Source organism: Pseudomonas sp. Soil_N_39 (genome assembly GCF_057655955.1).
On record NZ_JBDGLI010000001.1, the window covers coordinates 263,255 to 287,228 of the forward strand.

The following is a 23,974-nucleotide window of genomic DNA, read 5'->3' on the forward strand; positions in this document are numbered from 1 at the left end:
TCAGGGCCGGTGATGTTGGCTGTACTGCCGTCATCGCGAGCAAGCTCAGCTCCCACAGGGTTCGGTGGCACACCCAAATATTGCCGACACCCCAGATCCAATGTGGGAGCGAGCTTGCTCGCGAAAGCGGTAGGTCAGTACCGGTGATGTTGGCTGTACTGCCGTCATCGCGAGCAAGCTCGCTCCCACAGGGTTTGGTGGTGTGACCAGGTATTCGTGTGCCAAGCACGAACCTTGTGGCGAGGGAGCTTGCTCCCGCTGGGCTGCGCAGCAGCCCCTCGTTCATTGGATGTCCTCCCTCATCGCATTCGAGTGCAAACGATGAACCTCGGCCAGCCGAAGCGCAGGCAAAAAATCCTCCGCCATCGGCACGCCCTCACGCACGATGATCATGAATCGTCGCTGAAGCGTATTGATAATCTCGTCGCCATTGCTCAAGCGACTGCCAACCAGCGCGATGTTGCTATTGGCTTCCCCGGCGCCGGTGATGATCCGTGCCGTGCTGCCATCGGCATACACCACCTGGTCGCCTTTCTGCGCGGCGCGTACTTTCCAGCCATTATCCAAGGTGAACGTCAACGACGATGACACCTGCTGGATCGTTCCGCCGTTACGCGTCTGGCTGCCCTCGGTGGCCACTCGATAAATAGCGATGGGTGGATGAGCTTCGACGAATGCTTTTTGTCGATTAACGAATGCCGCGACTTCTTCGCCGTAACCTTCCAGTTGGCGTGGCTCCAAGTACAAGTCATCCAAATGACGGAGAGATTCACGGGAAATTTCGTTGGTGTAAGGGGCATCCAAAGATGAGTGCATTTCCAGGGACCTTATTCATGGGCTTCAGGCTGCGCCCCTTGCCGCTGGGAAGGAGCACTGAGCCGGACGATTTGCAATGATGAATAAGACGTTGCAGCGCTGGCGAGTCGCAAGCCCAGCGGCGTGGTATCTGGAGCGAATAGGAAGTGTCGTAACCAGAAAAGCGCGTTTTCCTACAGTCCAGGCGCCTGACGCAACATCCATCCTTCCGCCCTTTTTCTGCCGCCCTCAATCGAAGCCGCACTTTTTGCCTGTTGTCGGAACTGTCAACTCTGACAGTAGCAAAAGTGCTCGGAATAGCTTCAGGCTTCCAGACGTCGACGCTCGATCAAACCGTTCGACCTTATGAGCTGTGATTCGCAGCCCATAAAATTACTTTGGCTCCAAACATGGATAAAAAATTGATAAACACAATAGCCTGGTCGGGCCGCCCCCCCATGTCCCTCAAACAGCACGACACATTGCCTTCAACGGAACCAAACAGCGTTGTTGTCGACGGCGCGACATTTACACATGCCTACGTATCCGTGAACGGTATTCGCCTCCACTACCTCATGGGCGGTGATGGCAAACAACCGGTCCTGCTGGTGCATGGGTTTCCAGGCAGTTGGCGTAGCTGGGAGCCATTGATGGGCGCGTTGGTGCATGCCGGTTTTACCCCCATCGTTCCTGATTATCGCGGCGCTGGCGAAACGGATATTTCAGTCGGTGGCTACGACAAAAAAAGCATGGCCCATGATCTGCACGAACTGGTCACCCTCTTGAACATCAAGCAGGTCGATATCATTGGCCATGACATGGGCTTGATCATTGCCTACGCCTACGGGGCGCTTTATCCGGCTGAAACCGGGCGCATGGTGTTGATGGATGGATTTATTCCGGGCATTCCCGGATGGGAAGTTGCCTATAACGGAGATGCAGCAGCCGGCATAACCAGCAAATGGCACTTTCGTTTCTTTGGCAAAGCGGCCCTGGCCCTGATTCAAGGACAAGAGAAAACCTACCTGGACATGTTCTTCGATGACTTCGTGCTCGCGCGCAACGCTAAAGTCAGTCACGAGGTGCGACAGGCGTTGGTGCAAGACTACTCCCGACCTGGACGCATGGAGGCGGCCTTCAAGCTCTATTCCGCCTGGGTAGAGCAGGATGCAAATGACAACCTGGAATTTTCCAAGAACAAATTGACTGCTCCACTGCTCACCATCGGCGGGGACCACTCGAGAGGAAAGACCTTGGCCGAACAGGCCTTGCACATTGCGACGCAACCGCACTCATTGATATTGGTAGATACCGGGCATTGGGTGCTGGAGGAACAAACGCAGGCAACCCGCGAGGCGATTCTGGCGTTTTTCACAATCACTCAATGACCCAAGGGCGCCTAATGCCGGCGGTTAAGCGCAATCCCTGTGGGAGCGGGCTTGCTCGCGAAGACGGCGGGACCGTCAACATTGAGGTTGTCTGACACACCGCTTTCGCGAGCAAGCCCGCTCCCACAGGTTCTGCGACTAACTGACAGACATTGCCGAGTGCCCCACGTCCTAGCCGCTCATTGATTGCTCTTACCCTATCGCCCCTCCCTGCATGCGGTAGCTATGTACCACCCACCCAAACTTTTATTGAATAGGTTGTGCTGCCAACATTCCTCCAGGAAGAAAGCAGTGGAACACACCCCCTTAACAACGTCTCATGACTTACTGTCGGCCGACAGCGCCGTGGTGGCGGATGCCCCGCTGGTCAGCCAGCTCAAGGTTTCGCAACAACACATGATTCGCCTGAACAACACCATCCCACGGCCTTCCCATGTAATGAGGCAACACCTGGATTATTGGTTCAGGAGAACCTTCCCTGCCTTGGCCGGCAATGTGACGGTGCACGAGCTGTCCGTGCGCACACTGCGAGAAGAGGCGATCCCGCCTGCGCAGCGCACAGCCGATGGCCCGGCGACCCGTAAGACGGTGACGGACATCCTCTTCCTGGAGACGCTTTTGCTGCAGGCCGTCGCCGGCAGGATCGATCCAGGCGCGTTGCTCCGTGACCTGGACAACATCGAGATTGTCACCCGCCGGGACAGCACCACCGCAGCGCCCGTCGCCCTGAACGAGCGCGCCGTAAAAACTGAAATCAAGCGGCTGATCAGCACCATGCCGGCGCTTTATGAACGCCTGCTCACCCACGCATTGGATGAGTTCTGGCACACACCGGCCGACTTCAGCCAGGACCGCAACGTCGGCGACTGGCTAGCGGATGAACTCGCCAGGCAACTCAAGGCCCAGGCCAATCTACATTGGCTGGACATGGCATTGAGCCCGCAGATGCATCAGGCGCTGACCGACTATGCGCTGTCGGCACCGGACGCGGCGTCTCGTGCACTGTTGGCGGAACGGGTCCGGCCCGGGGTCTTCAGCCTGGAGATTACACCCCAGCGGTGGAGCCTCAGCGTACCGGTGTCGGGCGCCGTGGCCTTGTCGCGATATGACAACGCCAGCGATTCGGGAAGTGCCGCGCTGTACCGTCCGGGCCAGCCGTTGCAACTGTATGACACGCTGGCGGCGCTCAAGGCCGACCTGGTGCAAGACGGTGACGCAGGGGATGAAGTCGACACCGAGCCTGTCACCGAGCACTTCTTCGCGCGTCTGGTCACGGAGCTACGGGCGGGGCAGAAAACCGCCGTGCGCAATGCCGTGCTGGACGGTCCCGCAGCGTCGGAAGAAATCACCGCCTGGATGAACAGGATCGACGTGGCGGCAGACATCGGCCACAAACTGGACCTGACGAACGCCATGGCCGAGCGCGAATTGCGGCTAAATCTGAAGAGACTCAATGACTGGCTGCACGGCAACCCGCACGTCACCGCCAGTGATCGCCTGGCGTGGTGGGCGGCGACCCAGGCTCTGCACAACACCCTGACGGATCTGCCCCCGCCGCCGGATCCGGTGACGCTGGCCACCCCGGACGCCCTCCGGGAGCGGACCCGTCAGCTGCTCGCCGACGTCATCGAGGCGAAATACCCGCCGGTCGACCCTGAGGACGTGTCCCTGAGCATCAGAAAAACCGTGGTCGATCCCCACGCTCCGACGGGTAGCTCGCCGTTTGGCTCCGGGGTTTCGCAAGGCAGCGTGAGGGGAATCGTCGATGACCGTCGCTCCCTGACGCAGTGGGCGATGTCCAACCTGACCCACGACGAACGCAATGCCCCTCACCCAACCGTGGAAGGGCCGCTGAGCTTCGCGCAAATTGTGGAAGTCATTGAAAGGGCGAACATCGGCGCTCGGCTTCCGACCGAGCTGCAACGTGTGACCCGGAAAGGCCAGGCGCAGTGGATGGTCCTGAAAGGGCAACAGATGCGCGCCCAAGTGTGGGCTGCCCATATTTCGGGAGACTTGAGGCACGACCGGGACAATACCGGCTTGAAGCTGGTGCTGGCCGCGCTGGACGGCCCGACCGCGGCGACGCGCGACAAGGTCAATGGGCACGAGGTGGTGGTCCGTCAACTGCAATGGGGGGACAGCGTACTGAAGGAGTTGCTGGCGTTTGGGGTGAAGAGGACGGCGAGCCGCCCCTCGTTGACGCTGTACACACCCGGCGCTCCCGACGGCAAGACGTTCAGGGAAGTGGATGCGCCAAGCGCGCGGGCGTTGGAAATAACCTTGGCGCAAACACTCACCGCCACATCGGAGATGATCCGTTGGCTCATTTCGCACCTGCCGCTGCTCGAACAGGCCAAGCAACTTGCCAGCCTGGTGCCGACTTCGGAGGATCTGACGCGCGAGGAAAAAATCAAGAAAGTCACACAGTCTGTCTTCGCGTGGGCCAAGGACCGGGCACAGGATGATTTCGCGAAGACCATCGCTTCGCCCGTGGTCGAGGGGGATTTGTTCAAAGCCTTGCACGAGACGCAAATCGCCCATGGGATCAAGGCGGTGGAAATGTTGACGGTAACCCATGCCGAGCGCGACAGCGCCTCCGCGCAGGAGGGACGCCGCAGCGCCGTCATGCTGCTGACGGGTGCGATGTCGATGTTCCCGGTCGGTCGGCTGGGCGGTCTATTGGGGCGTGCGATCCTGCCGACCATGACCGCGGGCGCCGCGGTATCGGCGATAGACATCGAGGGCGGCAGTCTCCATCAGTGGACCCATGATTTTATCGCTGGGTTGGGGGAGGTCCTGGCCGAGGCCGGGCAGGACTTGATCATGGCCCGCGCCGGCCGCCGTCGGAGCCAGGCACGCCAGGCGCTATCGACCCTGCCCCGAATGCCGGACCCGAACCTGGAACCGTTCGCTCTCAAGCGCTTTGACGGCAAGGGGTTGGTGCCCGAGGGGCGCAACCGCTACAGCGACGCCAGCGGACAGGAGTATCTGAAGTTGGGCAAGGATTACTACAAGACGCAGATGCAGGGCGGCGAAAGAATTATCTACGCGCCAAACAACCGCACGCACCAACGAACGGTGACTTGGGAGAACGGTCAATGGAAAGTTGAAGAACCGCTATGGTTGCGCGGTGGCGGCCCTGTACACAGCCTGTTCGGCTGGACTCCGGAAACCCCACGACAGACAACACTCAACGCGTTGATAGAGGGCGTGCTGGTCAAGAATCGCTATCGCTACGCCGATGCGGCCACTACAGCAGAGCGTATTTTCCATTCGATGCCCGATGAACTGGCCGAACGCATCCTTCGCGAAAGTATGGCGGAGATAGACGCGCCCGATATAGAAACTTATCGCTCGCGGATATCCGACCTGAGTCAGGGATACCTGACTTTTTCGACTCAATATGAAACGGCGTATGGCAACCTGCTGGACAAGATGAAAACCTGGAGCATCGTCACCCTCAGTAGCACTTCCATAGAAAGGAAAGTACGCGGCGTGCAAATTACCGCCACTCAAAAAATAAAAATTTATGACACGGTACTGACCCACAAAAACCAGTTCTTCAGCAGCGACCGGATCCAGGTCAATACAACAGTCATCACCGATTACATTACCGGTGCCGTATTCCTGGCCTACACCCCCAGACAAGGAAAAAAAAAGCTAGCCATAGAAAAAATAGCGAGAGACACCGTGCAGATGATAAAAGCCGCCGATGCGCAAATGAAAGCCAAAGCAACGAGCTTATTTCCAGGGGATGAGCCGGATGCCGTCGCCGCCAGAAGGGAATACACGACCTCAGTCGAATACTATAACGAGTTGATTGACGTCCTCAGGGAAGAGAAAGTACGCCGGCATAAACCCGGATTGCTGACAGAAATAAGGAATCATCGAATACCCTACCTGATCGCCAACAGAGGCAAGACACAACGAAACATGACGTTGGTCTCTGGGGAGGATATTAAAAAGTTTACGAATACCCTCTCTCACTATGAACCCTTCGATATCGAAATCGTAACCCAGGCACGCACACATAAAGTGACCGGCACCCAACCTGCCACCACCGCTCCTGCCTTACCCGAGCCAACACCCGCGCCGGACAAGTTCAGGGTAGACATCGGCCCACTGGCTGAAGCACAGATGTCATACGCCAACTTTCCCGAGACAGCCCAGGCGAAGATGCTGGAAATCATGGATGACATCCGCGCCGGCAGGGTGACGACCAAGCGAATCAATCGGTATTACTGGTACGACATGGCCCGTCTGGCCCCCGGCGGCGGCCGAGGCGCATGGCGCGCCGCGTTTGAACGCCAGGGCGATACCTGGACGCTGCAAGGGTTTTATGACTATCACGTCAACGGGCCTGCGACAGTCTGGGGGGATTGAGATAAAAGACCATTACTCTCTGAAAAACGCCGGGACATCTCAGCCGCATCGATGCTAGCTGAGATTGCAGTGCGAATACTGGAAACCAAAATGTGGGAGCGAGCTTGCTCGCGATGGCAGCCTCTCAGCCGATTAAGTATTGACTGATCCAACGCCATCGCGAGCAAGCTCGCTCCCACAGGACTTTCTTCGTCCCCGGCAATTTCTATTCAGGCTGAAGCCGGCGTTGCGGGTCAGGCAAGTATCCTCCGCGCCGACACTAACCACTGGATAACTCCACCCCATCGGTCAACAACGCCACAAACGCCGCCGCCATCGGCGAACGCTGATCCTTGCGCTGTACCAGCCACACCGCCGACACCGCCGCCGGGTCGAGCAGCGGTCGATAGACCACCCCGTCGATACGCATGCGCTGGTAGGACGCCGGCAGTACCGAGACGCCCAGCCCCGCCGCGACCAAGCCAATGATGGTCATGGCTTCGCCGGCCTCCTGGGCGAAATGCGGGCTGAAGCCGGCGTCACGGGCCAGGCTCAGGAGTTGGGCGTAGAGGCCGCTGCCGTAGCTGCGGGGGAAAAACACGAACGGTTCCTGGGCCAAGGCCGAGAGAAAAAGGCCGTCTTCATTGCCCTGGGCCAGGGGATGCTTGGCGCTGAGCACGGCCACCAGCGGTTCGCGGCTGAGTTCGATTTCCGTCAAGGTGTCCGGCAGCGGCAAGGGTCGCATGATGCCCACCTCGATCACTTCGTCGAGCAGTGCGTCGGCCACTTGGGTGCTGCTCATTTCCCGCAGGTTCAGGTGCACCGCAGGGAAGCGTTGCCGGAATGCAAAAATCGCCTGGGGAATAGTGGAATTGAACGGTGCCGAGGAGGTGAAGCCGATTTTCAGCTCGCCCAGTTCCCCCAGTTGCGCACGGCGGGCCACGTCGGCGGCCTTGTCGACCTGGACCAACACCCGTCGCGCTTCTTCAAGGAACAACCGCCCGGCTTCGCTCAATTCGACCCGACGATTGGTCCGCTCGAACAACCGTGCGCCAATCTCCTGTTCCAGTGCCTGGATCTGCTGGCTCAACGGCGGCTGGGAGATGCCCAGGGCCAGCGCGGCGCGGCCGAAATGCAGTTCTTCGGCAACGGCGATGAAGTAACGCAAGTGACGCAGTTCCATGGGCCATCCAATAGGTCGTTAAACGTCTTAAACAGGTCGAATAATATATTGGATAGAAACATTAGCGGGCTATATGCTTTTTTCATTGCCTGCCTGATCGTGCCCTTGCGAGGTCCACCGTGAAAACTGCCGTCGCTCCCCTGGCCCATGAAATCCCACCTCCTGCCGATAATGTCGGCGCCGAACGGAACGACATCTACATCGAAAAAGGCACCCCGCTGTTCATGCGTACGGTGATGGCGCTGTTCTGCGGTGGCTTTGCGACCTTCGCCCTGTTGTATTGCGTGCAACCGATGATGCCGCTGCTATCCAGGGAGTTTTCCATCAACGCGGCGCAGAGCAGCCTGATCCTGTCGGTGGCGACCGGCCTGCTCGCCATCGGTCTGTTGATCACGGGCCCGATTTCCGACCGCATCGGCCGCAAATCGGTGATGGTCACGGCGCTGTTCGCCGCCTCGATGTGCACGATTGCCAGCGCGATGATGCCGACCTGGGAAGGCGTCCTGCTGCTGCGCGCCTTGGTGGGGCTGTCGTTGAGCGGGTTGGCAGCGGTGGCGATGACGTACCTGAGCGAAGAGATTCACCCCAAGCACATCGGCCTGGCGATGGGGTTGTATATCGCTGGCAACGCCATTGGCGGCATGTGCGGACGCCTGATCACCGGCGTCTTGATCGACTTCGTCAGCTGGCACACCGCGATGCTGGTGATTGGCGGCCTGGCACTGATCGCGGCGGCGGTGTTCTGGCGGATCCTTCCCGAGTCACGCAACTTCCGTCCCCGTTCGCTGCACCCACGCAGCCTGCTGGATGGTTTCACCCTGCACTTTCGCGATGCCGGGTTGCCGCTGCTGTTTCTCGAAGCCTTCGTGCTGATGGGCGCGTTCGTGACGCTGTTCAACTACATCGGCTACCGCCTGCTGGCCGAGCCCTATCACCTGGACCAGGCCTTCGTCGGGTTGCTGTCGGTGGTGTACCTGTCGGGCATCTACAGCTCGGCCAAAGTCGGCGCACTGGCGGACAAACTCGGTCGTCGCAAAATGCTCTGGGCAACCATCGCGCTGATGCTGGCCGGCCTCGTGCTGACCATGGCCACGCCGCTGTGGCTGGTAATCCTGGGCATGCTGGTGTTCACCTTCGGCTTCTTCGGCGCCCACTCGGTCGCCAGCAGTTGGATCGGCCGCCGCGCCCTCAAGGCCAAGGGCCAGGCCTCGTCGCTTTATCTGTTCAGCTACTACGCCGGATCCAGCGTGGCAGGTACGGCGGGCGGCGTGGCGTGGCACCTGGGCGGCTGGAACGGGATCGGCCTGTTCATCGGTGGCTTGTTGGTGATTGCGTTGTGGGTGGCGGTGAAGCTGGCGAAATTGCCGTTGTTGCCGGGGAATGTGCAGGTCTAGTCATCGCGAGGGCCCTGTCCAACCCTGAGACAGGGCGAACACTTTGTGGCGAGGGAGCTTGCTCCCGCTGGGTGGCGAAGCAGCCCCAAAACCATACACCGCGGTGCAACAGGTGAACCCTGCAAACCGGCTTGCGACTGCTGCACAGCCGAGCGGGAGCAAGCTCCCTCGCCACACTTGCCACAGAAGCCTGTGCACCCCAAGACCCTGTGTGCCCTCTGGGGAAGCATGTCGCTGACACACTCCCACCATCCCACAAAGGCCTCTCATTCCCTGGTCAAAACCGCTGCGTGTCATTGACGCAAAACCGCCCGCGCGCCCAACACACCATTCTCCACTTCCAGCGTCAGCGACCGCAGCACCGCGCCCTCTCGCTCTTGTTGATCCAACCAACGAAGCAACGCACTCGCATCACCACTGACGGCGAGTCGCAACGAGTCGCCGTCGACCTCCATTTCAGCCATGTCCAACCCCGCCGCTGTCGCACTTTCATTGACGCGCACCGACAAGGGCCCTGTGGCGGCAGTCATATCCCGGGTAGGTTCCGCGCGCTGGATCCGGGCACTCAGTTCAACCTGCTGACGATGCTGTCGTTCGGCAACCTCCAACCGCTGCCGGGTTGGTTGCCAAATCACCGTGTAGGCCAGCGCCACCGACAACGCCCCGGCAAGCCCCAGCAACATCCCTTGTTCTCGGCGCGACAGGCTTCCCCAAGTCTGTTTCAAGACCCGCCATCCACTAACGTTCATCAACTGTTCTCCAGTGTGAGGATGGCCTGCACGCGGTTGCTCTGCTTACTGGCGCTGCCCAGGGTGACGGGCAATCCGTTTTGCTGCCCGCGCTCACGCAACTGTTCAAGCTCGACGAAACTGTTCGCCGTCAGCTGGATTTTCCAACCTTCGCCTTCGCGAAAATCGATGCGCTGCACCTCGACATTGCTGGCACCAATGACCTGCTCGGTCAGACGGGTCAGACGCGCGACCTGGGTGTCGTGGCTTTGCCCGCGCCGACTCTGCAATGCCTGGAACTGCGCCGCCAGGTCGACGATCCGCTCCTGCCCGGGATACAGCGATCTGAACCGCTGCTCATTCTGGGCATACAAACGCCGGGTTTCGCTTTCAAGAAAACGCACACGGGCTTCGCTGAAGACCCAGGTGAGCAGCAACATGCCCAGTGCCACCGCCGAAACGCCACGCCATGGCAACGGTCGGCGGCGTCGCCGGAACTCCCCTTGCAACAGGTCGATGGGACGCCCATCCGCGTTCAGCAGCCATTCATCGATACCCAGGCAATCGCGCTCTTCGTCCAGCCAGTGAATGTCCTCGGGCAAACCGGACTTCAGCGCCGTCAAGGCCCGCGCCGACAACGCCACCCGCGCAGGCAACCCTCCACCCAACAACCAACGCCCGAACCAGCGCACGCCCAATGCCTGGTCCTCAGCAAGCAGGTCGGCATCGACATGCACCGCCCGCGTATCGATGCCATGCTCGGCCAGCAACGCCAACAGTGCCTGGAACCGCGCCCGCTCCGTCACCATCAGCGGATAGCGGTGCTGACGGTCCCGCGGGCCGATGCCGATGTGCAGCGCCTCCAGGTTTTCACTCAGTTGTTCTTCGATGGCGAATGCCAGGGCCTGGGGCCGGGGCTGGCGTCGAGAGGGCCACGGATCGCTGCGCAACCAACTGCACATTTCCATCGGCAACAGCACATCGACGGGCCGTCCGCTCAACTCGCCGGCCGCCTCATGCAACGGCAAGCGACGACGCTCGCCGGTGGGCGACCACACGCAGCATGGCCAGTTGGCGCAAGACGCGGCCAGGCCCTCGGCTGTCAGGTAAAGCCAGGTTTTCATCAAGGAAGCTCACTGGGGCTGAAGGGTAAGAAACGTCGCTGACGAACCGTCCAGCGTCCACTGACAGAATCACGCTCGATATCCGAGGCCAGGCGCAGACGGCTGTCGGCATGAATCACGCTCACGGTGATGCGAAACCAGCGACTGCCCACCCCCAGCCCATGGCTGTTGAGGCCCACGCCGGACAGCAACGGGTCGTTGGTAAAGGCCTGCACGCTGGCATATGGCGCATTGCGACGCTGGCTGACCAACGCCTGGGCGGCCCCGTCTTCCATGCCATCGAGGGTCATCAGCACACGCTGCGGGGCGGTATTGATGTTCAATCGCGCGTCCTTGGGCAGCAACACCACCCAGGGTTCCAGGCGCCGTAGCGTCGGACCGTCGATGCCCGGCAACAGGCGCAGTTGACTCAATTCCTGCACCGGCCCGACCTGGGGTAACGACAGCGGCGGCAGATCCAGCAAGGCCAGCAGGCGGGTCCAGCGACCAAGGGTGGTCTGATCGATTTGACCCAGGGCCAACAGCCCATTGAGATTCAGGCGCCCGGACAAATCCTCGATACCGATGTGCAGCTCGGCACCATCCACTTCCAACACGGGTTCGAGCCGGGCCCAATCCTGGCTCAGGTCAACGGGCCCGGACGGCGTTATCCCACTGTTTTCCAACACCACCCGCGCCCAGTCTTCCCCAGCCAATCCCAATTGCCGCAACTGGACCTGTTGCAGTTGCTGCGCGCTGCTGTGCAACAACAGGCGATGACTGCGCAACAGGCCACCGACCAGCAGCAAGGCCAGGCTCAGCACCAGCAGCACGCTGATCAACGCCACGCCGCGTTGGCGCTTCATGGCAACGCCTCCGGCAACAGCAGCACTCGACGGATTTGTTCGAAACGCCCCGCCGACACGATCAACTCCAACGCCAGCGGCGCGGTGCCGCTCGCGGTTTCGCGGTGCCAGCCCCGTTGCCGGTCGAACACGCGCCAGCTCAGGGAATGGACGTCGTCGAGCAATTTCTGCCGCTGCACAAGCGTCATGCCTTCGCCGACACTCTCGCGCCATAACACGCCGGCCTTGAGTCGATAGCTCACCGTTTGCCGTTCGCTGCGAGGCTGGTCCAGCGGGTTGCGCCAATGACTGCGCTGCAACTGCAAATGCCCGGGGGCGAGCACGACCGAGTCGACAACCGCCTGCCACACATCTCGTTCGATCACGCCGACAGCACGCTGCAAGGCCCTGATGTCGCGTTCATGCTGACCGGCTCCCTGCTGGGTCCGCACGACCCCATCGAACAACCGCCAACTGGCCAGGCCGAGCAAGGCAAAAATGGCGATGGCGATGACCAGCTCCAACAAAGTGAAACCCGATTGCTTATTCATGGCGGTTGCGGATCCACCCGATGGTGCGGTGCGCGACGGTCGCGCTGTCGACGCGACTGACCTGGATCTCGACCTGCAACAGGCGCCCATCACGGGCCGGGGCGATGCGCTGTTGCAAGACCCAATCGCGTCGATCCAGGTGCCGGCTCAGTCGCTGTTGCCCGGGCGGCGTGACGGCTTGCAGGCGCAGTTCGCTCAGTTGATTGTCCGCCAACCAGGCGCCGAACAGACGATCCTCAAGCCCCGCGCTTTGCTTGAGCACGAACTGGCTGGCCGAAAGCACGGCCGCCGCCAGCGTCGCGAAAATCGCCAGGGCGATCATGACTTCCAACAGCGTGAAACCCTGGCATCCGGCGGCCTGCCTGCGCACGTTACTCATCGATCAGCGGCTCCGCCAGACCATCGCTGGACACCCGGGCAATCGTCTGCCCAGCGACGTTGATGAGCAGCCTGAACGGGCTGATCTCGTCACTGCTGAGTATCAGCAACTGGGGTGGGCCTTGAACGTGATCGAGGCGCAGGACATGGCCGTCCTGCTCCAAGCCAAGCGTCAGCCCCTTGGGCAATCGATGTGACGCCGACACCACCGTCCAGTCCTGGGCTTCGAGCCGCAACGCCTGATAACCGTCAGGCTGAACGCGCACACCGTATTCCTGCCCGTCCAACACCGCCCGCTCACGTAACTGCTGCACCACCGCGACGAAGTCCCGGGCCTGCTGCCGCGCCTCACGCGCCGGGCTCGCCCCCGTGGCGAAGTGGACCATGCCCGCCAGGATGCCGATCAAGACGATAACGACCATCAGTTCCAGCAAGGTGAAGCCCCGGCAACGACGCTGCATGTTCACTCGGCCCAATTACCGATATCGGCAGCCATCCCTTCACCACCCGACACGCCGTCGGCGCCCAGGGAATAGAGGTCATAGCTGCCATCGACGGACTTGTGCCCGGGATTGAGGTACTGGTAGGGCGTGCCCCAAGGGTCGACCGGCACGCTTTTCAGATAACCCTGGGGGTTCCAATTCCTGGCCGCGGGCGTGCCGGACGGGCGCTTGCTCAACGCCTCCAGCCCTTGTTGGGTCGAGGGGTACTGGAAGTTGTCGAGGCGGTACATTTCCAGGGCCGTGGCGATCGCCTGGAGATCGGTGCGGGCGGCCGTGACCTTGGCCTGGTCGGGTCGGTTCATGAACTGCGGCACCACGATGGCGCCCAGCACGCCAATGATGACCACCACCACCATGATTTCAATCAGGGTAAAGCCGCGTTGTTGATGGCGTGCAGGTCGGTTGCTTTGGAGTTTCATCGGTCAATTCACCAATTGGTTGAGGCTCAGGATCGGTAGGAGGATGGCCATGACAATCAGCAGCACGACGCCGCCCATCAGCACCAACATGGCCGGTTCGAAAAGGCTCACCACCAGCGCGATGCGCGCCGCTAGGCTGGTTTCTTGTTGTTCGGCGGCCCGGGCCAACATGTTTTCGAGTTCGCCGACCCGTTCGCCGCTGGCGATCATGTGCAGCATCAGCGGCGGGATATCACCGCCCTGCTCCAGGCCACGGGTCAGGGTTCCGCCCTCGCGGACCGAACGGGCGACGTCGGCCATGCGGGCGCGGATCGTCAGGTTGCCAATCACCTGCGCGGCGATGTGCAGGGCGTCCACCAGGGGCACCGCGCTTTTGCTCAGGATCGCCAAGGTGCTGGCGAATCGCGCCGCTTCCATCGCCCGCAACACTTCGCCCAACAGCGGCAGCCGCAGCAGCAAACGGTGCCAGCGCAGGCGCCAGGCCGGTTGGCGCAGGCTCCAGCGCCACAGCCCGAACAGCCCGGCCAGGGCACCGAGCAGCAGCAGGCCATGGCGGCGCAAGCCATCGCTCACGGCGATCAGCGCCTGGGTCAGCCAGGGCAACGGCTGACCGCTGTCGATGAAAATCTTCACCACGTCCGGCACCACGTAGCCCAGCAGGAAGGCGACAATCGCGACGCAGGCCAGCATCAGGATCAGTGGGTACACCAACGCCAGTTGAATGCGCTGGCGCGAGGCCTGGCGCGCCTGGGTGTAGCTCGCCAGCTGTTCCAATACCTGCCCCAGGTGACCGGATTGCTCACCCGCCGCGACCGTGGCGCAGAACAGCTCGGGGAACGCCTGGGGAAAGTCCCTCAGTGCCGTCGCCAGCGCGTGGCCCTCCATCACCCGGCTGCGCACCGCCGCCAGCAGGTGGGCAACACGGCGCTTCTGGCTCTGTTGCGCCACCGCCCCCAGCGATTCCTCAAGGGGCAGGCCGGCCTGGATCAGGGTGGACAGTTGCAACGTCAGCAATGCCAGATCAGCCGGGCTCAAACGCCCCCCAGCCTGGCGCCCACCCAGGGATCGCGGTTCCCTGGCTTCAGCCAGTTCGCTGGGCAGCAAGCCGCGCTCGCGCAGCAATTGCCGAGCATGGCGGGGGCTATCGGCCTCCACGCGGCCCTTGCAGCGTCGGCCCTGGAGGTCTTCGGCCCGATAGTCGAAGGTCGGCATGGCGCTAATCCTCCTGGGTGATACGCAGCAGTTCATCGACACTGGTCAGGCCTTCCAGCACTCGTTGACGACCGTCCTGGAACAGGCTGCGGGAGGTTTTGCGCGCCTCCGCGGCCAGCGCCTGCTCGGTGGCGCCCTGGTGAATCAGCTGCGACAGGGCAGCGCTGACACTCACCAGCTCATAGATGCCGAAGCGTCCGCGATAACCTTTTTGGCATTGCTCGCAGCCCTGGGCCTTGAACAACCGGGGGGCGGCCGCGGCGTCGAGGCCCAAGCGCCGGCAGGTGGCAGCGTCGGCCACATACGGCGTCTTGCAGGACGGACACAGACGGCGCAACAACCGTTGGGCGACGATGCCGGCCAGGGACGACGCCAGCAGATACGCATCCACGCCCATGTCCACCAGCCGCGTGACCGCGCCGACGGCGGTGTTGGTGTGCAGGGTCGACAGCACCAAGTGCCCGGTCAGCGACGCCTGGACGGCGATTTCGGCGGTTTCGCGGTCGCGTATTTCGCCGATCATCACCACGTCCGGGTCCTGGCGCAAAATGGCCCGCAAACCGCGGGCGAAGGTCATGTCGACTTTCGGGTTGACCGGCATCTGGCCGATGCCCGGCAGGTGATATTCGATGGGGTCTTCGACGGTGAGAATATTGCGGCTCTGGTCATTGATACTGCTCAGCGCCGCGTACAGGCTGGTGGTTTTCCCCGACCCCGTGGGCCCTGTCACCAACACGATGCCGTGGGGCTTGCCGAGCAACTGGCGCAGGCTCGCCAGGGTGTCGTCGGGCAGGCCCAGGCGTTGCAGATCCAGGCGCCCGGCCTGCTTGTCGAGCAGGCGCAACACCACCCGCTCGCCATGGGCCGACGGCAGGGTCGAGACCCGCACATCGACCTCGTGGCCGGCCAGGCGCAACGCCATCCGGCCGTCCTGGGGCACACGTTTTTCGGCGATGTCCAGGCGCGCCATGACCTTGATCCGCGACACCAACAGGTTCGCCAGTTCCCGGCGCGGACGGAGCATTTCCTGCAACTGACCGTCGATGCGCATGCGCACCGACAGGTATTGCTCGAACGTTTCCAGGTGCACATCCGAGGCGTGTTCGCGGACCGCCTCGCTGAGCAGGGCATTGATCAGGCGGATGATCGGCGCATCGCCCTGCTGTTCCAGCAGGTCGGTGGTCTGCGGCATCTGGTCGGCCAGGCTGAGCAGGTCCAACTCCTCGTCCAAGCCTTGGGCCACCTGTTCGGCGGCGCTCTGGCCCTGGCGATAGACACTGGCCAGGCGCGCAGCGAACGGCGCTGGTTCCAGCACCTGGATCGGCAAGTCCCGCCCACACAGGCGCCGCACTTCGGCCACGGCCGTCAGCGGCGTATCGCGCCGTATGACCAGACTCAAGGTTGGCCCAACGCCTTCCAGCAGCACGCCCAGGCGCCTGGCGAAACCAAACGGCAATGGGGCCTGCGGGTCAGTCACAGGGCACCCGAACGCTGCTGCGGATCGGTCGTCGATGCATCCGTGGATGACTCGAACAACTGGCGGGCATCCCGGGGCAACAGCAGCGAATTGTTTTTCCGCGAGCCGGGTTTGCTCAGCTCCCGGAGCGCGTCGTAGCGCTGGCGGCTGACCTCGGCCAGGTCTTCATTGCTGCGCACGATGGTCGGACGCAGGAACACCATCAGGTTGCTTTTGGTCTGGATGTCGCGGTTCCAACGAAACAACGCGCCCAGGTACGGAATGCTGCGCAGCAGCGGCACGCCGCTTTGCTGGGTGCGGACACTGTCGCGGATCAGGCCGCCGATCACGATGATCTCGCCATCGTCTGCCAGGATCGTGCTCTTCAAGGCGCGCTTGTTGGTGATCAGGTCGGAGGAATCCACACCGGAGACCGACGGCGCGATGTCCGAAACCTCTTGCTCGACTTCCAGGCGCAAGGTCGAGCCTTCGTTGATGTAGGGCTTGACCTTGAGGCTGATGCCGACGTCCTTGCGCTCCACGGTGGTGAACGGATTATCCGCGCCGTTGCCGCTGGTGGCGTAGGAACCCGTCTTGAACGGGACGTTCTGGCCCACGATGATTTCCGCTTCCTGGTTATCCAGGGTCAGCAGGCTGGGGGTGGACAGCAGGTTGCTGTGGGTATCGCTCGCCAGCGCGGAGACCAGCGCACTGAAGCGATCGCCGCCCAGCCGCAGGAAGGCGCCTTCGGTCTTTTTATCCAGCTTGTCGAGGTCCAACCCGATGATCGGGATGTCGGTTCCCGGAAAGTTGACGGCCCCTGTCGCGCTGCCACTCTTGAGCCCCCACTGCACCCCCAGCGCTTCGGAGATGTCCCCGGTGACCTCGACGATGGCCGCATGAATGAGCACCTGGGCTCGGGGCTGGTCCAATTCGCGGACGATGTTTTCAATGGTGCGGACCTGGGCCGGTTCGGCGATCAAGACCAAGGCATTCTGGCTTTCATCGGCCTTGATCATGAACGGGCTGGCGCTGGCACTTTCCCGCAGGCCAGCCAGGGCCGGCGTGGTTTTCTTGTCCTGCCCGACTGCCTCCAGCACCTCCGCCAGTTGCTTGGCATCGCTATGGCGCAGGCGGATGACCCGGGCGTTGTCCTGGGAGGCGGCGGCCGGGACATCCAGGCTCCGCGCCAGATCGACCAGGCGCTGGCGCACCGCCGGGGCGCCAATGATCACCAGCCGATTGCTGCGGGCATCGGCGATCACCACACCCGCCGTATCCCCCTCGCGCTTACCGCCGGAGGCTTCCATCAGCGGCGCGATGTCCACGGCCAAGGCGTGCTGCAGGCGCACTACCACATGATTGCGGTTACGCCCTGAGTCCAGCTGCTGCACCACCCCGGCGATGCGCTGGACATTGGCGGCGGTGTCGGTAACCACCAAGGCATTGGACGATACCGAAGGGCCGACGTAACCATTGGCCGACACCAGGGGCCGGACCAACCCGGCGACATCGGCCGCGATACTCGATTGCAGGTCGAGCACCCGGGTGACGAACTGCGACGGGGTGGCGCTGTGTTCGTCGGCGATACCGGCGCGCGTCTTCGCATCGCTGACCGGCGTGATCAAGATCCGCTCGCCCTCGTCGATCACGGTGAAGTTATGCGCATCGAGTACCGAATAGAACAACCGCCGCACGCCTTCGCGGTCCAGCGCCTCACGGGACATGACGGTGATGCGCCCCGACACCCGGGGATCGAGCACCACGGTCTTGCCCAGGATCGCGGAGAACTCCTCGACCACGTCGCGCAGTTCCGCGTTGTTCATCGCCAGTTGCCATTGGGTTTCCTCGGCGTGCAGCGAACCGGAGAGCACCAGCGGGCACGACGCGGCGAGGCAGAACAGGACGCGCGAAACACGGCCCCGGATAAAGCTGTTCATGAATTCGATCACTCTGATTGCCCGGCCACCGGGCGTAGGTATTGCGAGGAATGAAGCGCGGCATGGCGCCCGTCTTCGAGACCCAACCGGCGCAACAACGGCTTGGCCGCGGGTTGCAGGGCCAACCGCTCTTCCCGTCCATTGCGCCACAACGTCACATGGCTGGCCTCGACCCGACGCAGCACGCTGCCACCGGGCAGGCGCTCGCCCACCTGGTAAATGCGCGGGCCGGCGGCGTCCGCCAGCAAGGCCCGCGACAGACCTTGGTCGGCAACAAAACTGGCTTGCAACGTAATGGGTTCGGCGCTCGGTGCCTGGGCACCTTCAGGCGCCAGTCCGAGCACGGTCGCCACCGCTTGGACGTTGGGTCGGTCGCGAACCGGCGCCGCTGGCGAGTCGGTCACCACCGGCACGTCAAGGCCCAATGCCTGGCGAAAACGCCACTCTTGCCCGGCCAGGAATACTCCGTAGAGCAGCGGCACGAGCGCCAAGACCAGCGTCGGCAAACGGCTGCCGACCCGAAACGAGCGGCTCACCTTTGCGCTCTCTGACGCATGCTTGCAGGCTTGGCGAAGGACATCCGCCGCACCACCCGGCGTCCTGAAAACTCATGCCAGAGCACCGCGCACAGATGCAGCGCGACCAGCATCGCAAGCACCACGCAAGACAAGGTGTGGACGGTGTTGGCCAGTTCGATCAACACCGGATCAGCCAAGGGCTGGGGGAATCGAACGAGGCCGAAGACACTGATGGCGCTTTTCATCATCAGCACGCCAGTCACCAGCACGACGCCGATGACCAGGTAGATCAGCGTATGCACCGCCAAGGCCAGCCTTTTGTTCAATGTAAGCGCCGCCCCACGGGGCTCCAGCTCGCAAACGAACAGCCAGGCCCGCCATACGAAAAACGGAATGAACAGCGTGGTCAGCGACACATTGAGTGAGCCGACCCACTGTTCGGTCGAAGCTGACACCGGGTTGAACGCCACATAAAAACCGGACGCCAACGCCCATAAAATAATGACCGCCGACACCCAGTGCAGCAGCACCCGTCGCCTGGAGTAATGAATAGACATCACTGCGTTCTCGTCTGAAGGCCCCAGGCAAGCCAATGGATCGCCTGGGGCCATGCCTGTCAGGACTTACAGCTTGTTCCAAGCTTCAGTCCAGGAGGCACCGACACCCGGCTCGAAACCGTTCGACGTCGGGCTGTACTGCTTGCAGTAGCCAGACGCAGGGAACGGCTTGCATTCGAAGACTTCGTCAGTCTTGGGCTGCAGCACTTTCGTGCCGGCGGTGTAGTCGCTGACGCCTTCAGGGAACACGAAGTCGTACTCGATGCCGACGCCCTCACCGGTCAGGGTGACCGTCTGGGTCTGCTGGCGCGTGGTGCGGCCGTCTTCGGTGGTGCCTACCAGCGTCAGGGTGTGCGCGCCAGGGGCGGCGCCGCGCACGTCCAGGCTCAGGCCGGTATTGCCTTCACCTACGGTCTGCACGATACCCACCTGCTTGTTCTTCTCATCGAACAACGTGGCTTCGAGGTTCATCCTGCGGTTTGTCTGCGCGGTAAACGCCATGCTGACCCGGCCTTTGTCGAGTACATACTCTGGCTGCAGGGAGGACAGTTCCATGCTGGCGTTGGCGTCTTCTTGCATGTCCAATTGCACTTCATAGCGGGTCACACCGCTTTCTTTCTGGGCATACAGGGTGTTGGCGCCCTTGACCGGCGTGATGTTGTCGTCTTCGTCACGAATACCGGCACGAATGAGCGGGTGGGCGCTGTTGAGGGCCTCGGCCAGTTTGAACGACCAGTTTTCAGCCTTGCCTTCCTCAGCGTTGTCGATGCTGATTTCCACGCTGTACTCGGCATTTTCGCCGGTGGCGGAGAATGCCCGGGCCTTGACCTTGTCACCTGCCAGCAACGGGGTCGATGGCGAAATTCTGCCCACTGGCGACCAGCCGCCTGGCAGAGCGGCTTCGGCGAGGATGTTCACATCGATCGGGTTGTAGAAGGCGTTATCGGTGTCAGCCACCGTCCAGACCCCCAGGATGACGTGCTGACCCGTCTTGCTGTCGGGAATGACGCAATTGTGCGGGGCGCCGGCTACCGGAGGTTGATTACCGCCCTCCACCGTGCAGAACGGCGTGCTGTCGAACGAGGCACGCTTGAGCACTTCGTTCGGATTCCAGCCGTCACGGGTAATGAAGTATTCGTGTTTGGTCGCTGGATGCGCCGCGGAGTATTTCCATTGAAAGGTAATGTTGCGGTCACTGATTTCAGTCTGGTGCCAGCGCGTGGCCGATTGCGCATCGAGGGCAGAAAAATTGGCTTTACCGCCGCTGGCGATTTTGCCGTCGATAGGACCTTGCAGCGGTGCACCACCGACGCCATTCGGGAAGCCCTTGAAGGTTTCGCCGGTACTCTGCGGTTCGTATTGCGCGCCGCCGCAGTTCAGGTTGACACCTTTCTGACACAACAGTGCACGAGAAGGTGGCACTTCGACGAAGCCATGGGCCAGCACACTTTGCGATGCCGCCATGGCCGACAACAGAACTAATGAGGACGCACACCCCGTTAATACATTGCTCTTGTTGAAGTTATTTTTCATATAAGTTCCAGACTAGTCATCAAAAATGAAAGACGGATCACCGCCCTCTTGAAAGGTGCGCCAGACCGCTCAACGCTTGCCCTTTCAAGTGCCAGGAACCTTATAGAAAGTCGAACATTCTCTATGTAGGATAAATCTCTCAACATAGAAGGAATGATCTCTGAATCGATTTCCCCTACATAACTAGAGAAACATCTTACGAACAGAAATAACTAATCAACCAAAGACAAACAAACACATCCGAAAGAAACGATCGGCTGTTTTAGATCGGATCATTAAACGAACGGACATTAAAAAGCCCGTCCGGCACAGGTCCGGACAGGCTGGGTGGCAAGGGCCGCAATCAGACGTGATATTGCGCCGATAGCTCATGCACCGCCCGCAGGAAGGCGCCGGCGTGTTCCGGGTCGACTTCCGGGGTGATCCCATGGCCGAGGTTGAACACGTGGCCGCTGCCACTGCCGTAGCTGGCCAGGATGCGCCCGACTTCAGCGCGGATGGCTTCGGGCTTGGCGTAAAGCACGGTCGGGTCCATGTTGCCTTGCAGGGCGACCTTGTGACCGACACGCTCGCGGGCGTTGCCAATGTCGCAGGTCCAGTCCAGGCCCAAGGCGTCGGCACCGGCCTCGGCGATGCTTTCCAGCCACAGGCCGCCGTTCTTGGTGAACAGGATCACCGGGACCTTGCGCCCCTCGTGTTCGCGGATCAGGCCGCTGACGATCTTGCGCATGTAGGCCAGGGAAAATTCCTGGTATGCCGCCGCCGACAGGTTGCCGCCCCAGGTATCGAAGATCTGCACCGCTTGCGCACCAGCCAGGATCTGGCCGTTGAGGTAGGACGTGACCGACTGGGCCAACTTGTCCAGCAACAGGTGCATGGCTTGCGGGTTGTCGTAGAGCATCGCCTTGGTCTTGCGGAAGTCCTTCGACGAGCCGCCTTCGACCATGTAGGTCGCGAGCGTCCACGGGCTGCCGGAGAAACCGATCAGTGGCACGCGGCCGTTGAGCTCACGGCGAATGGTACTGACCGCGTCCATGACGTAGCCCAGATCCTTCTGCGGATCGGGAATCGGCAGGGCCTCGATGTCGGCCAGGGTGCTGACGACTTTCTTGAAGCGCGGGCCTTCGCCGGTCTCGAAGTACAAGCCTTGGCCCATGGCGTCGGGGATGGTGAGGATGTCGGAGAACAGGATCGCCGCGTCCAACTGCGGATAACGGTCCAACGGCTGCATCGTGACTTCGCAAGCGAACTGCGGGTTCATGCACAGGCTCATGAAGTCACCGGCCTTGGCGCGGCTGGCGCGGTACTCCGGCAGATAGCGACCGGCTTGGCGCATCATCCATACGGGGGTGACGTCCACGGGTTGCTTGAGCAGGGCGCGAAGGAAACGGTCGTTCTTCAGGGCAGTCATGTCGGCATCCGGAAAAAAAGTGCGGGCATTTTCTCAGAGCGCGACGCAAAAGGCACGGCAAGAGCCGTGCCTTTTATCTATCGGGGCAATTTGTCGCGGTGGAACACAGTTTTCGCAACTCCACAAAACCGATGTGGAAGCAGTTTTGTGGGAGCAAGGCTTGCCCGCGATGAAAACACCGCGGTCCATTGGGTACCGAGGCGCCTGGATCGCGAGCAAGCTTTGCTCACAAAGCTCGCTCCCACAGGGGTATTGCATTGCAACTCTGGATCGAGGTCAGACTTGCAGGTAATCCAGAATCCCTTCCGCCGCATTGCGGCCTTCGAAGATCGCCGTCACCACCAGGTCGGAACCCCGGACCATGTCGCCACCGGCGAAGATCTTCGGGTTGCTGGTCTGGTGCTTGTACTGGCCCTGCTCCGGGGCCACGACGCGGCCCTGGCTGTCGGTCTGGATGCTGAACTGCTCGAACCACGGGGCCGGGCTCGGGCGGAAGCCGAAGGCGATGACCACGGCGTCGGCCGGGATGATCTCTTCGGAACCCGGGATCGGCTCGGGGCTACGACGGCCGCGGGCGTCCGGTTCGCCGAGACGGGTCTCGACCACCTTCACGCCTTCGACCTTGTCTTCACCGACAATGGCGATCGGCTGGCGGTTGTAGAGGAACTTCACGCCTTCTTCCTTGGCGTTCTTCACCTCTTTGCGCGAGCCGGGCATGTTCGCTTCGTCGCGACGGTAGGCGCAGGTCACCGACTTGGCGCCCTGGCGAATCGACGTGCGGTTGCAGTCCATCGCCGTGTCGCCACCGCCGAGCACCACGACCTTCTTGCCTTTCATGTCGACGAAATCTTCCGGCGACTTTTCAAAGCCCAGGTTGCGGTTGACGTTGGCGATCAGGAAGTCGAGTGCGTCGTACACACCCGGCAGGTCCTCACCGGCAAAGCCGCCCTTCATGTAGGTGTAGGTGCCCATGCCCATGAAGACCGCATCGTATTCTTCGAGCAGTTGCTCCATGGTCACGTCCTTGCCCACCTCGGTGTTCAGGCGGAACTCGATGCCCATGCCGGTGAAGACTTCGCGACGATTGCTCAGTACGGTTTTTTCCAGCTTGAACTCGGGAATGCCGAAGGTCAGCAGGCCGCCGATTTCCGGGTTCTTGTCGAACACTACCGGGGTCACGCCACCGCGCACCAGCACGTCGGCACAGCCCAGGCCCGCCGGGCCGGCACCGATGATCGCCACGCGCTTGCCGGTCGGCTTGACCTTGGACATGTCCGGACGCCAGCCCATGGCGAATGCAGTGTCGGTGATGTACTTCTCCACCGAACCGATGGTCACCGCGCCAAAACCGTCGTTGAGGGTGCAGGCACCTTCACACAGGCGATCCTGCGGGCACACCCGGCCGCAGACTTCCGGCAGGGTGTTGGTCTGGTGGGACAGCTCGGCGGCCTGGAGGATGTTGCCCTCGGCCACCAGCTTCAGCCAGTTGGGAATGAAGTTGTGCACCGGGCACTTCCATTCGCAGTACGGGTTACCACAACCCAGGCAGCGGTGGGCCTGGTCGGCCGACTGCTGGGGTTTGAACGGCTCGTAGATTTCCACGAACTCTTTCTTGCGTTGACGCAACAGTTTCTTCTTCGGATCCTTGCGCCCGACATCGATGAACTGGAAGTCATTATTCAGACGTTCAGCCATTGT

At 61.7% G+C, this 23,974-nt stretch carries 20 protein-coding genes; 3 read left to right on the forward strand and 17 right to left on the reverse strand.

Features of this window, described 5'->3' with window-relative positions:
- Positions 1-282: 282 nt before the first annotated feature.
- On the reverse strand, positions 283-804 hold the full coding sequence (locus AC3A5O_RS01080) for a hypothetical protein (RefSeq protein ID WP_305469379.1): 522 nt from the start codon (positions 802-804) through the stop codon (positions 283-285).
- A 401-nt stretch (positions 805-1,205) separates the two neighbouring features.
- Here AC3A5O_RS01080 and AC3A5O_RS01085 point away from each other — a divergent pair, with 401 nt between their 5' ends.
- Both AC3A5O_RS01085 and AC3A5O_RS01090 read left to right on the forward strand, forming a co-directional pair.
- The gene (locus AC3A5O_RS01085) at positions 1,206-2,183 is read left to right on the forward strand and encodes an alpha/beta fold hydrolase (protein ID WP_305482443.1); all 978 of its coding nucleotides are present in this window, start codon (positions 1,206-1,208) and stop codon (positions 2,181-2,183) included.
- 291 nt (positions 2,184-2,474) lie between these two features.
- A complete protein-coding gene (locus tag AC3A5O_RS01090; protein WP_487752760.1) occupies positions 2,475-6,566 on the forward strand; it encodes a dermonecrotic toxin domain-containing protein in 4,092 nt (1,363 codons plus the stop codon).
- A gap of 259 nt (positions 6,567-6,825) precedes the next feature.
- Here AC3A5O_RS01090 and AC3A5O_RS01095 read toward each other — a convergent pair whose 3' ends face one another.
- The gene (locus AC3A5O_RS01095; protein ID WP_122565325.1) at positions 6,826-7,728 is read right to left on the reverse strand and encodes a LysR family transcriptional regulator; all 903 of its coding nucleotides are present in this window, start codon (positions 7,726-7,728) and stop codon (positions 6,826-6,828) included.
- A gap of 140 nt (positions 7,729-7,868) precedes the next feature.
- Here AC3A5O_RS01095 and AC3A5O_RS01100 point away from each other — a divergent pair, with 140 nt between their 5' ends.
- A complete protein-coding gene (locus AC3A5O_RS01100) occupies positions 7,869-9,122 on the forward strand; it encodes an MFS transporter (RefSeq protein WP_305471136.1) in 1,254 nt (417 codons plus the stop codon).
- 293 nt (positions 9,123-9,415) lie between these two features.
- On the opposite strand, the gene AC3A5O_RS01105 is transcribed toward AC3A5O_RS01100, so the two are convergent.
- The 15 genes from AC3A5O_RS01105 to AC3A5O_RS01175 all read right to left on the reverse strand — a co-directional run bounded on the left by AC3A5O_RS01105 (position 9,416) and on the right by AC3A5O_RS01175 (position 23,971).
- Positions 9,416-9,871, reverse strand: coding sequence for a type II secretion system protein M (locus AC3A5O_RS01105; RefSeq protein WP_122565322.1), 456 nt, complete (start codon positions 9,869-9,871; stop codon positions 9,416-9,418).
- Positions 9,871-10,974, reverse strand: coding sequence for a type II secretion system protein GspL (gene gspL, locus AC3A5O_RS01110; RefSeq protein WP_305469375.1), 1,104 nt, complete (start codon positions 10,972-10,974; stop codon positions 9,871-9,873). The genes AC3A5O_RS01105 and gspL overlap by 1 nt, the downstream gene beginning before the upstream one ends.
- Complete coding sequence (locus AC3A5O_RS01115; protein WP_305469374.1) at positions 10,974-11,819, reverse strand: type II secretion system protein GspK; 846 nt, start codon at positions 11,817-11,819, stop codon at positions 10,974-10,976. Before AC3A5O_RS01115 ends, gspL begins: the two co-directional genes overlap by 1 nt.
- Positions 11,816-12,349: a type II secretion system protein GspJ gene (locus AC3A5O_RS01120; protein ID WP_122565319.1), complete on the reverse strand. Its 534-nt coding sequence runs from the start codon at positions 12,347-12,349 to the stop codon at positions 11,816-11,818. The genes AC3A5O_RS01115 and AC3A5O_RS01120 overlap by 4 nt, the downstream gene beginning before the upstream one ends.
- Positions 12,342-12,728 carry a type II secretion system minor pseudopilin GspI gene (gspI, locus tag AC3A5O_RS01125; protein WP_305469373.1) on the reverse strand — a complete coding sequence of 129 codons (387 nt, stop codon included), beginning with the start codon at positions 12,726-12,728 and terminating at the stop codon, positions 12,342-12,344. The genes AC3A5O_RS01120 and gspI overlap by 8 nt, the downstream gene beginning before the upstream one ends.
- On the reverse strand, positions 12,721-13,188 hold the full coding sequence (gene gspH, locus AC3A5O_RS01130; RefSeq protein ID WP_487752761.1) for a type II secretion system minor pseudopilin GspH: 468 nt from the start codon (positions 13,186-13,188) through the stop codon (positions 12,721-12,723). Before gspH ends, gspI begins: the two co-directional genes overlap by 8 nt.
- Before the next feature lie 2 nt (positions 13,189-13,190).
- Positions 13,191-13,649 carry a type II secretion system major pseudopilin GspG gene (gene gspG, locus AC3A5O_RS01135; protein ID WP_305469371.1) on the reverse strand — a complete coding sequence of 153 codons (459 nt, stop codon included), beginning with the start codon at positions 13,647-13,649 and terminating at the stop codon, positions 13,191-13,193.
- Positions 13,650-13,652: 3 nt separating this feature from the next.
- Positions 13,653-14,861 (reverse strand): type II secretion system inner membrane protein GspF, encoded by a 1,209-nt coding sequence (gene gspF / locus AC3A5O_RS01140; RefSeq protein WP_487752762.1) that lies wholly within the window; start codon positions 14,859-14,861, stop codon positions 13,653-13,655.
- A 4-nt stretch (positions 14,862-14,865) separates the two neighbouring features.
- Entirely contained in the window at positions 14,866-16,338 is a 1,473-nt protein-coding gene (gene gspE / locus AC3A5O_RS01145; RefSeq protein ID WP_487752763.1) for a type II secretion system ATPase GspE, read from the reverse strand.
- A complete protein-coding gene (gene gspD / locus AC3A5O_RS01150) occupies positions 16,335-18,257 on the reverse strand; it encodes a type II secretion system secretin GspD (protein WP_487752764.1) in 1,923 nt (640 codons plus the stop codon). Before gspD ends, gspE begins: the two co-directional genes overlap by 4 nt.
- A gap of 8 nt (positions 18,258-18,265) precedes the next feature.
- Entirely contained in the window at positions 18,266-18,793 is a 528-nt protein-coding gene (locus tag AC3A5O_RS01155) for a type II secretion system protein N (protein WP_305469365.1), read from the reverse strand.
- Positions 18,790-19,332, reverse strand: a complete 543-nt coding sequence (locus AC3A5O_RS01160; protein ID WP_487752765.1) for a cytochrome b — start codon at positions 19,330-19,332, stop codon at positions 18,790-18,792. The genes AC3A5O_RS01155 and AC3A5O_RS01160 overlap by 4 nt, the downstream gene beginning before the upstream one ends.
- Positions 19,333-19,398: 66 nt before the next feature.
- Entirely contained in the window at positions 19,399-20,865 is a 1,467-nt protein-coding gene (gene gbpA / locus AC3A5O_RS01165) for an N-acetylglucosamine-binding protein GbpA (RefSeq protein WP_487752766.1), read from the reverse strand.
- A gap of 343 nt (positions 20,866-21,208) precedes the next feature.
- Entirely contained in the window at positions 21,209-22,276 is a 1,068-nt protein-coding gene (gene hemE / locus AC3A5O_RS01170; RefSeq protein WP_092175181.1) for a uroporphyrinogen decarboxylase, read from the reverse strand.
- A gap of 276 nt (positions 22,277-22,552) precedes the next feature.
- Positions 22,553-23,971: an FAD-dependent oxidoreductase gene (locus AC3A5O_RS01175; protein ID WP_003196992.1), complete on the reverse strand. Its 1,419-nt coding sequence runs from the start codon at positions 23,969-23,971 to the stop codon at positions 22,553-22,555.
- Between the last annotated feature and the right edge of the window lie 3 nt (positions 23,972-23,974).

What these genes read in the sequence shown, in the direction of transcription:
- AC3A5O_RS01085 (WP_305482443.1), top strand. Translation starts at nt 1,206, where the DNA reads ATGGATAAAAAATTGATAAACACAATAGCCTGGTCGGGCCGCCCCCCC.
- AC3A5O_RS01095 (WP_122565325.1), bottom strand. Translation starts at nt 7,728, where the DNA reads ATGGAACTGCGTCACTTGCGTTACTTCATCGCCGTTGCCGAAGAACTG.
- AC3A5O_RS01105 (WP_122565322.1), bottom strand. Translation starts at nt 9,871, where the DNA reads ATGAACGTTAGTGGATGGCGGGTCTTGAAACAGACTTGGGGAAGCCTG.
- gspL (WP_305469375.1), bottom strand. Translation starts at nt 10,974, where the DNA reads ATGAAAACCTGGCTTTACCTGACAGCCGAGGGCCTGGCCGCGTCTTGC.
- AC3A5O_RS01115 (WP_305469374.1), bottom strand. Translation starts at nt 11,819, where the DNA reads ATGAAGCGCCAACGCGGCGTGGCGTTGATCAGCGTGCTGCTGGTGCTG.
- AC3A5O_RS01120 (WP_122565319.1), bottom strand. Translation starts at nt 12,349, where the DNA reads ATGAATAAGCAATCGGGTTTCACTTTGTTGGAGCTGGTCATCGCCATC.
- gspI (WP_305469373.1), bottom strand. Translation starts at nt 12,728, where the DNA reads ATGAGTAACGTGCGCAGGCAGGCCGCCGGATGCCAGGGTTTCACGCTG.
- gspH (WP_487752761.1), bottom strand. Translation starts at nt 13,188, where the DNA reads ATGCAGCGTCGTTGCCGGGGCTTCACCTTGCTGGAACTGATGGTCGTT.
- gspG (WP_305469371.1), bottom strand. Translation starts at nt 13,649, where the DNA reads ATGAAACTCCAAAGCAACCGACCTGCACGCCATCAACAACGCGGCTTT.
- gspF (WP_487752762.1), bottom strand. Translation starts at nt 14,861, where the DNA reads ATGCCGACCTTCGACTATCGGGCCGAAGACCTCCAGGGCCGACGCTGC.
- gspD (WP_487752764.1), bottom strand. Translation starts at nt 18,257, where the DNA reads ATGAACAGCTTTATCCGGGGCCGTGTTTCGCGCGTCCTGTTCTGCCTC.
- AC3A5O_RS01160 (WP_487752765.1), bottom strand. Translation starts at nt 19,332, where the DNA reads ATGTCTATTCATTACTCCAGGCGACGGGTGCTGCTGCACTGGGTGTCG.
- gbpA (WP_487752766.1), bottom strand. Translation starts at nt 20,865, where the DNA reads ATGAAAAATAACTTCAACAAGAGCAATGTATTAACGGGGTGTGCGTCC.
- hemE (WP_092175181.1), bottom strand. Translation starts at nt 22,276, where the DNA reads ATGACTGCCCTGAAGAACGACCGTTTCCTTCGCGCCCTGCTCAAGCAA.
- AC3A5O_RS01175 (WP_003196992.1), bottom strand. Translation starts at nt 23,971, where the DNA reads ATGGCTGAACGTCTGAATAATGACTTCCAGTTCATCGATGTCGGGCGC.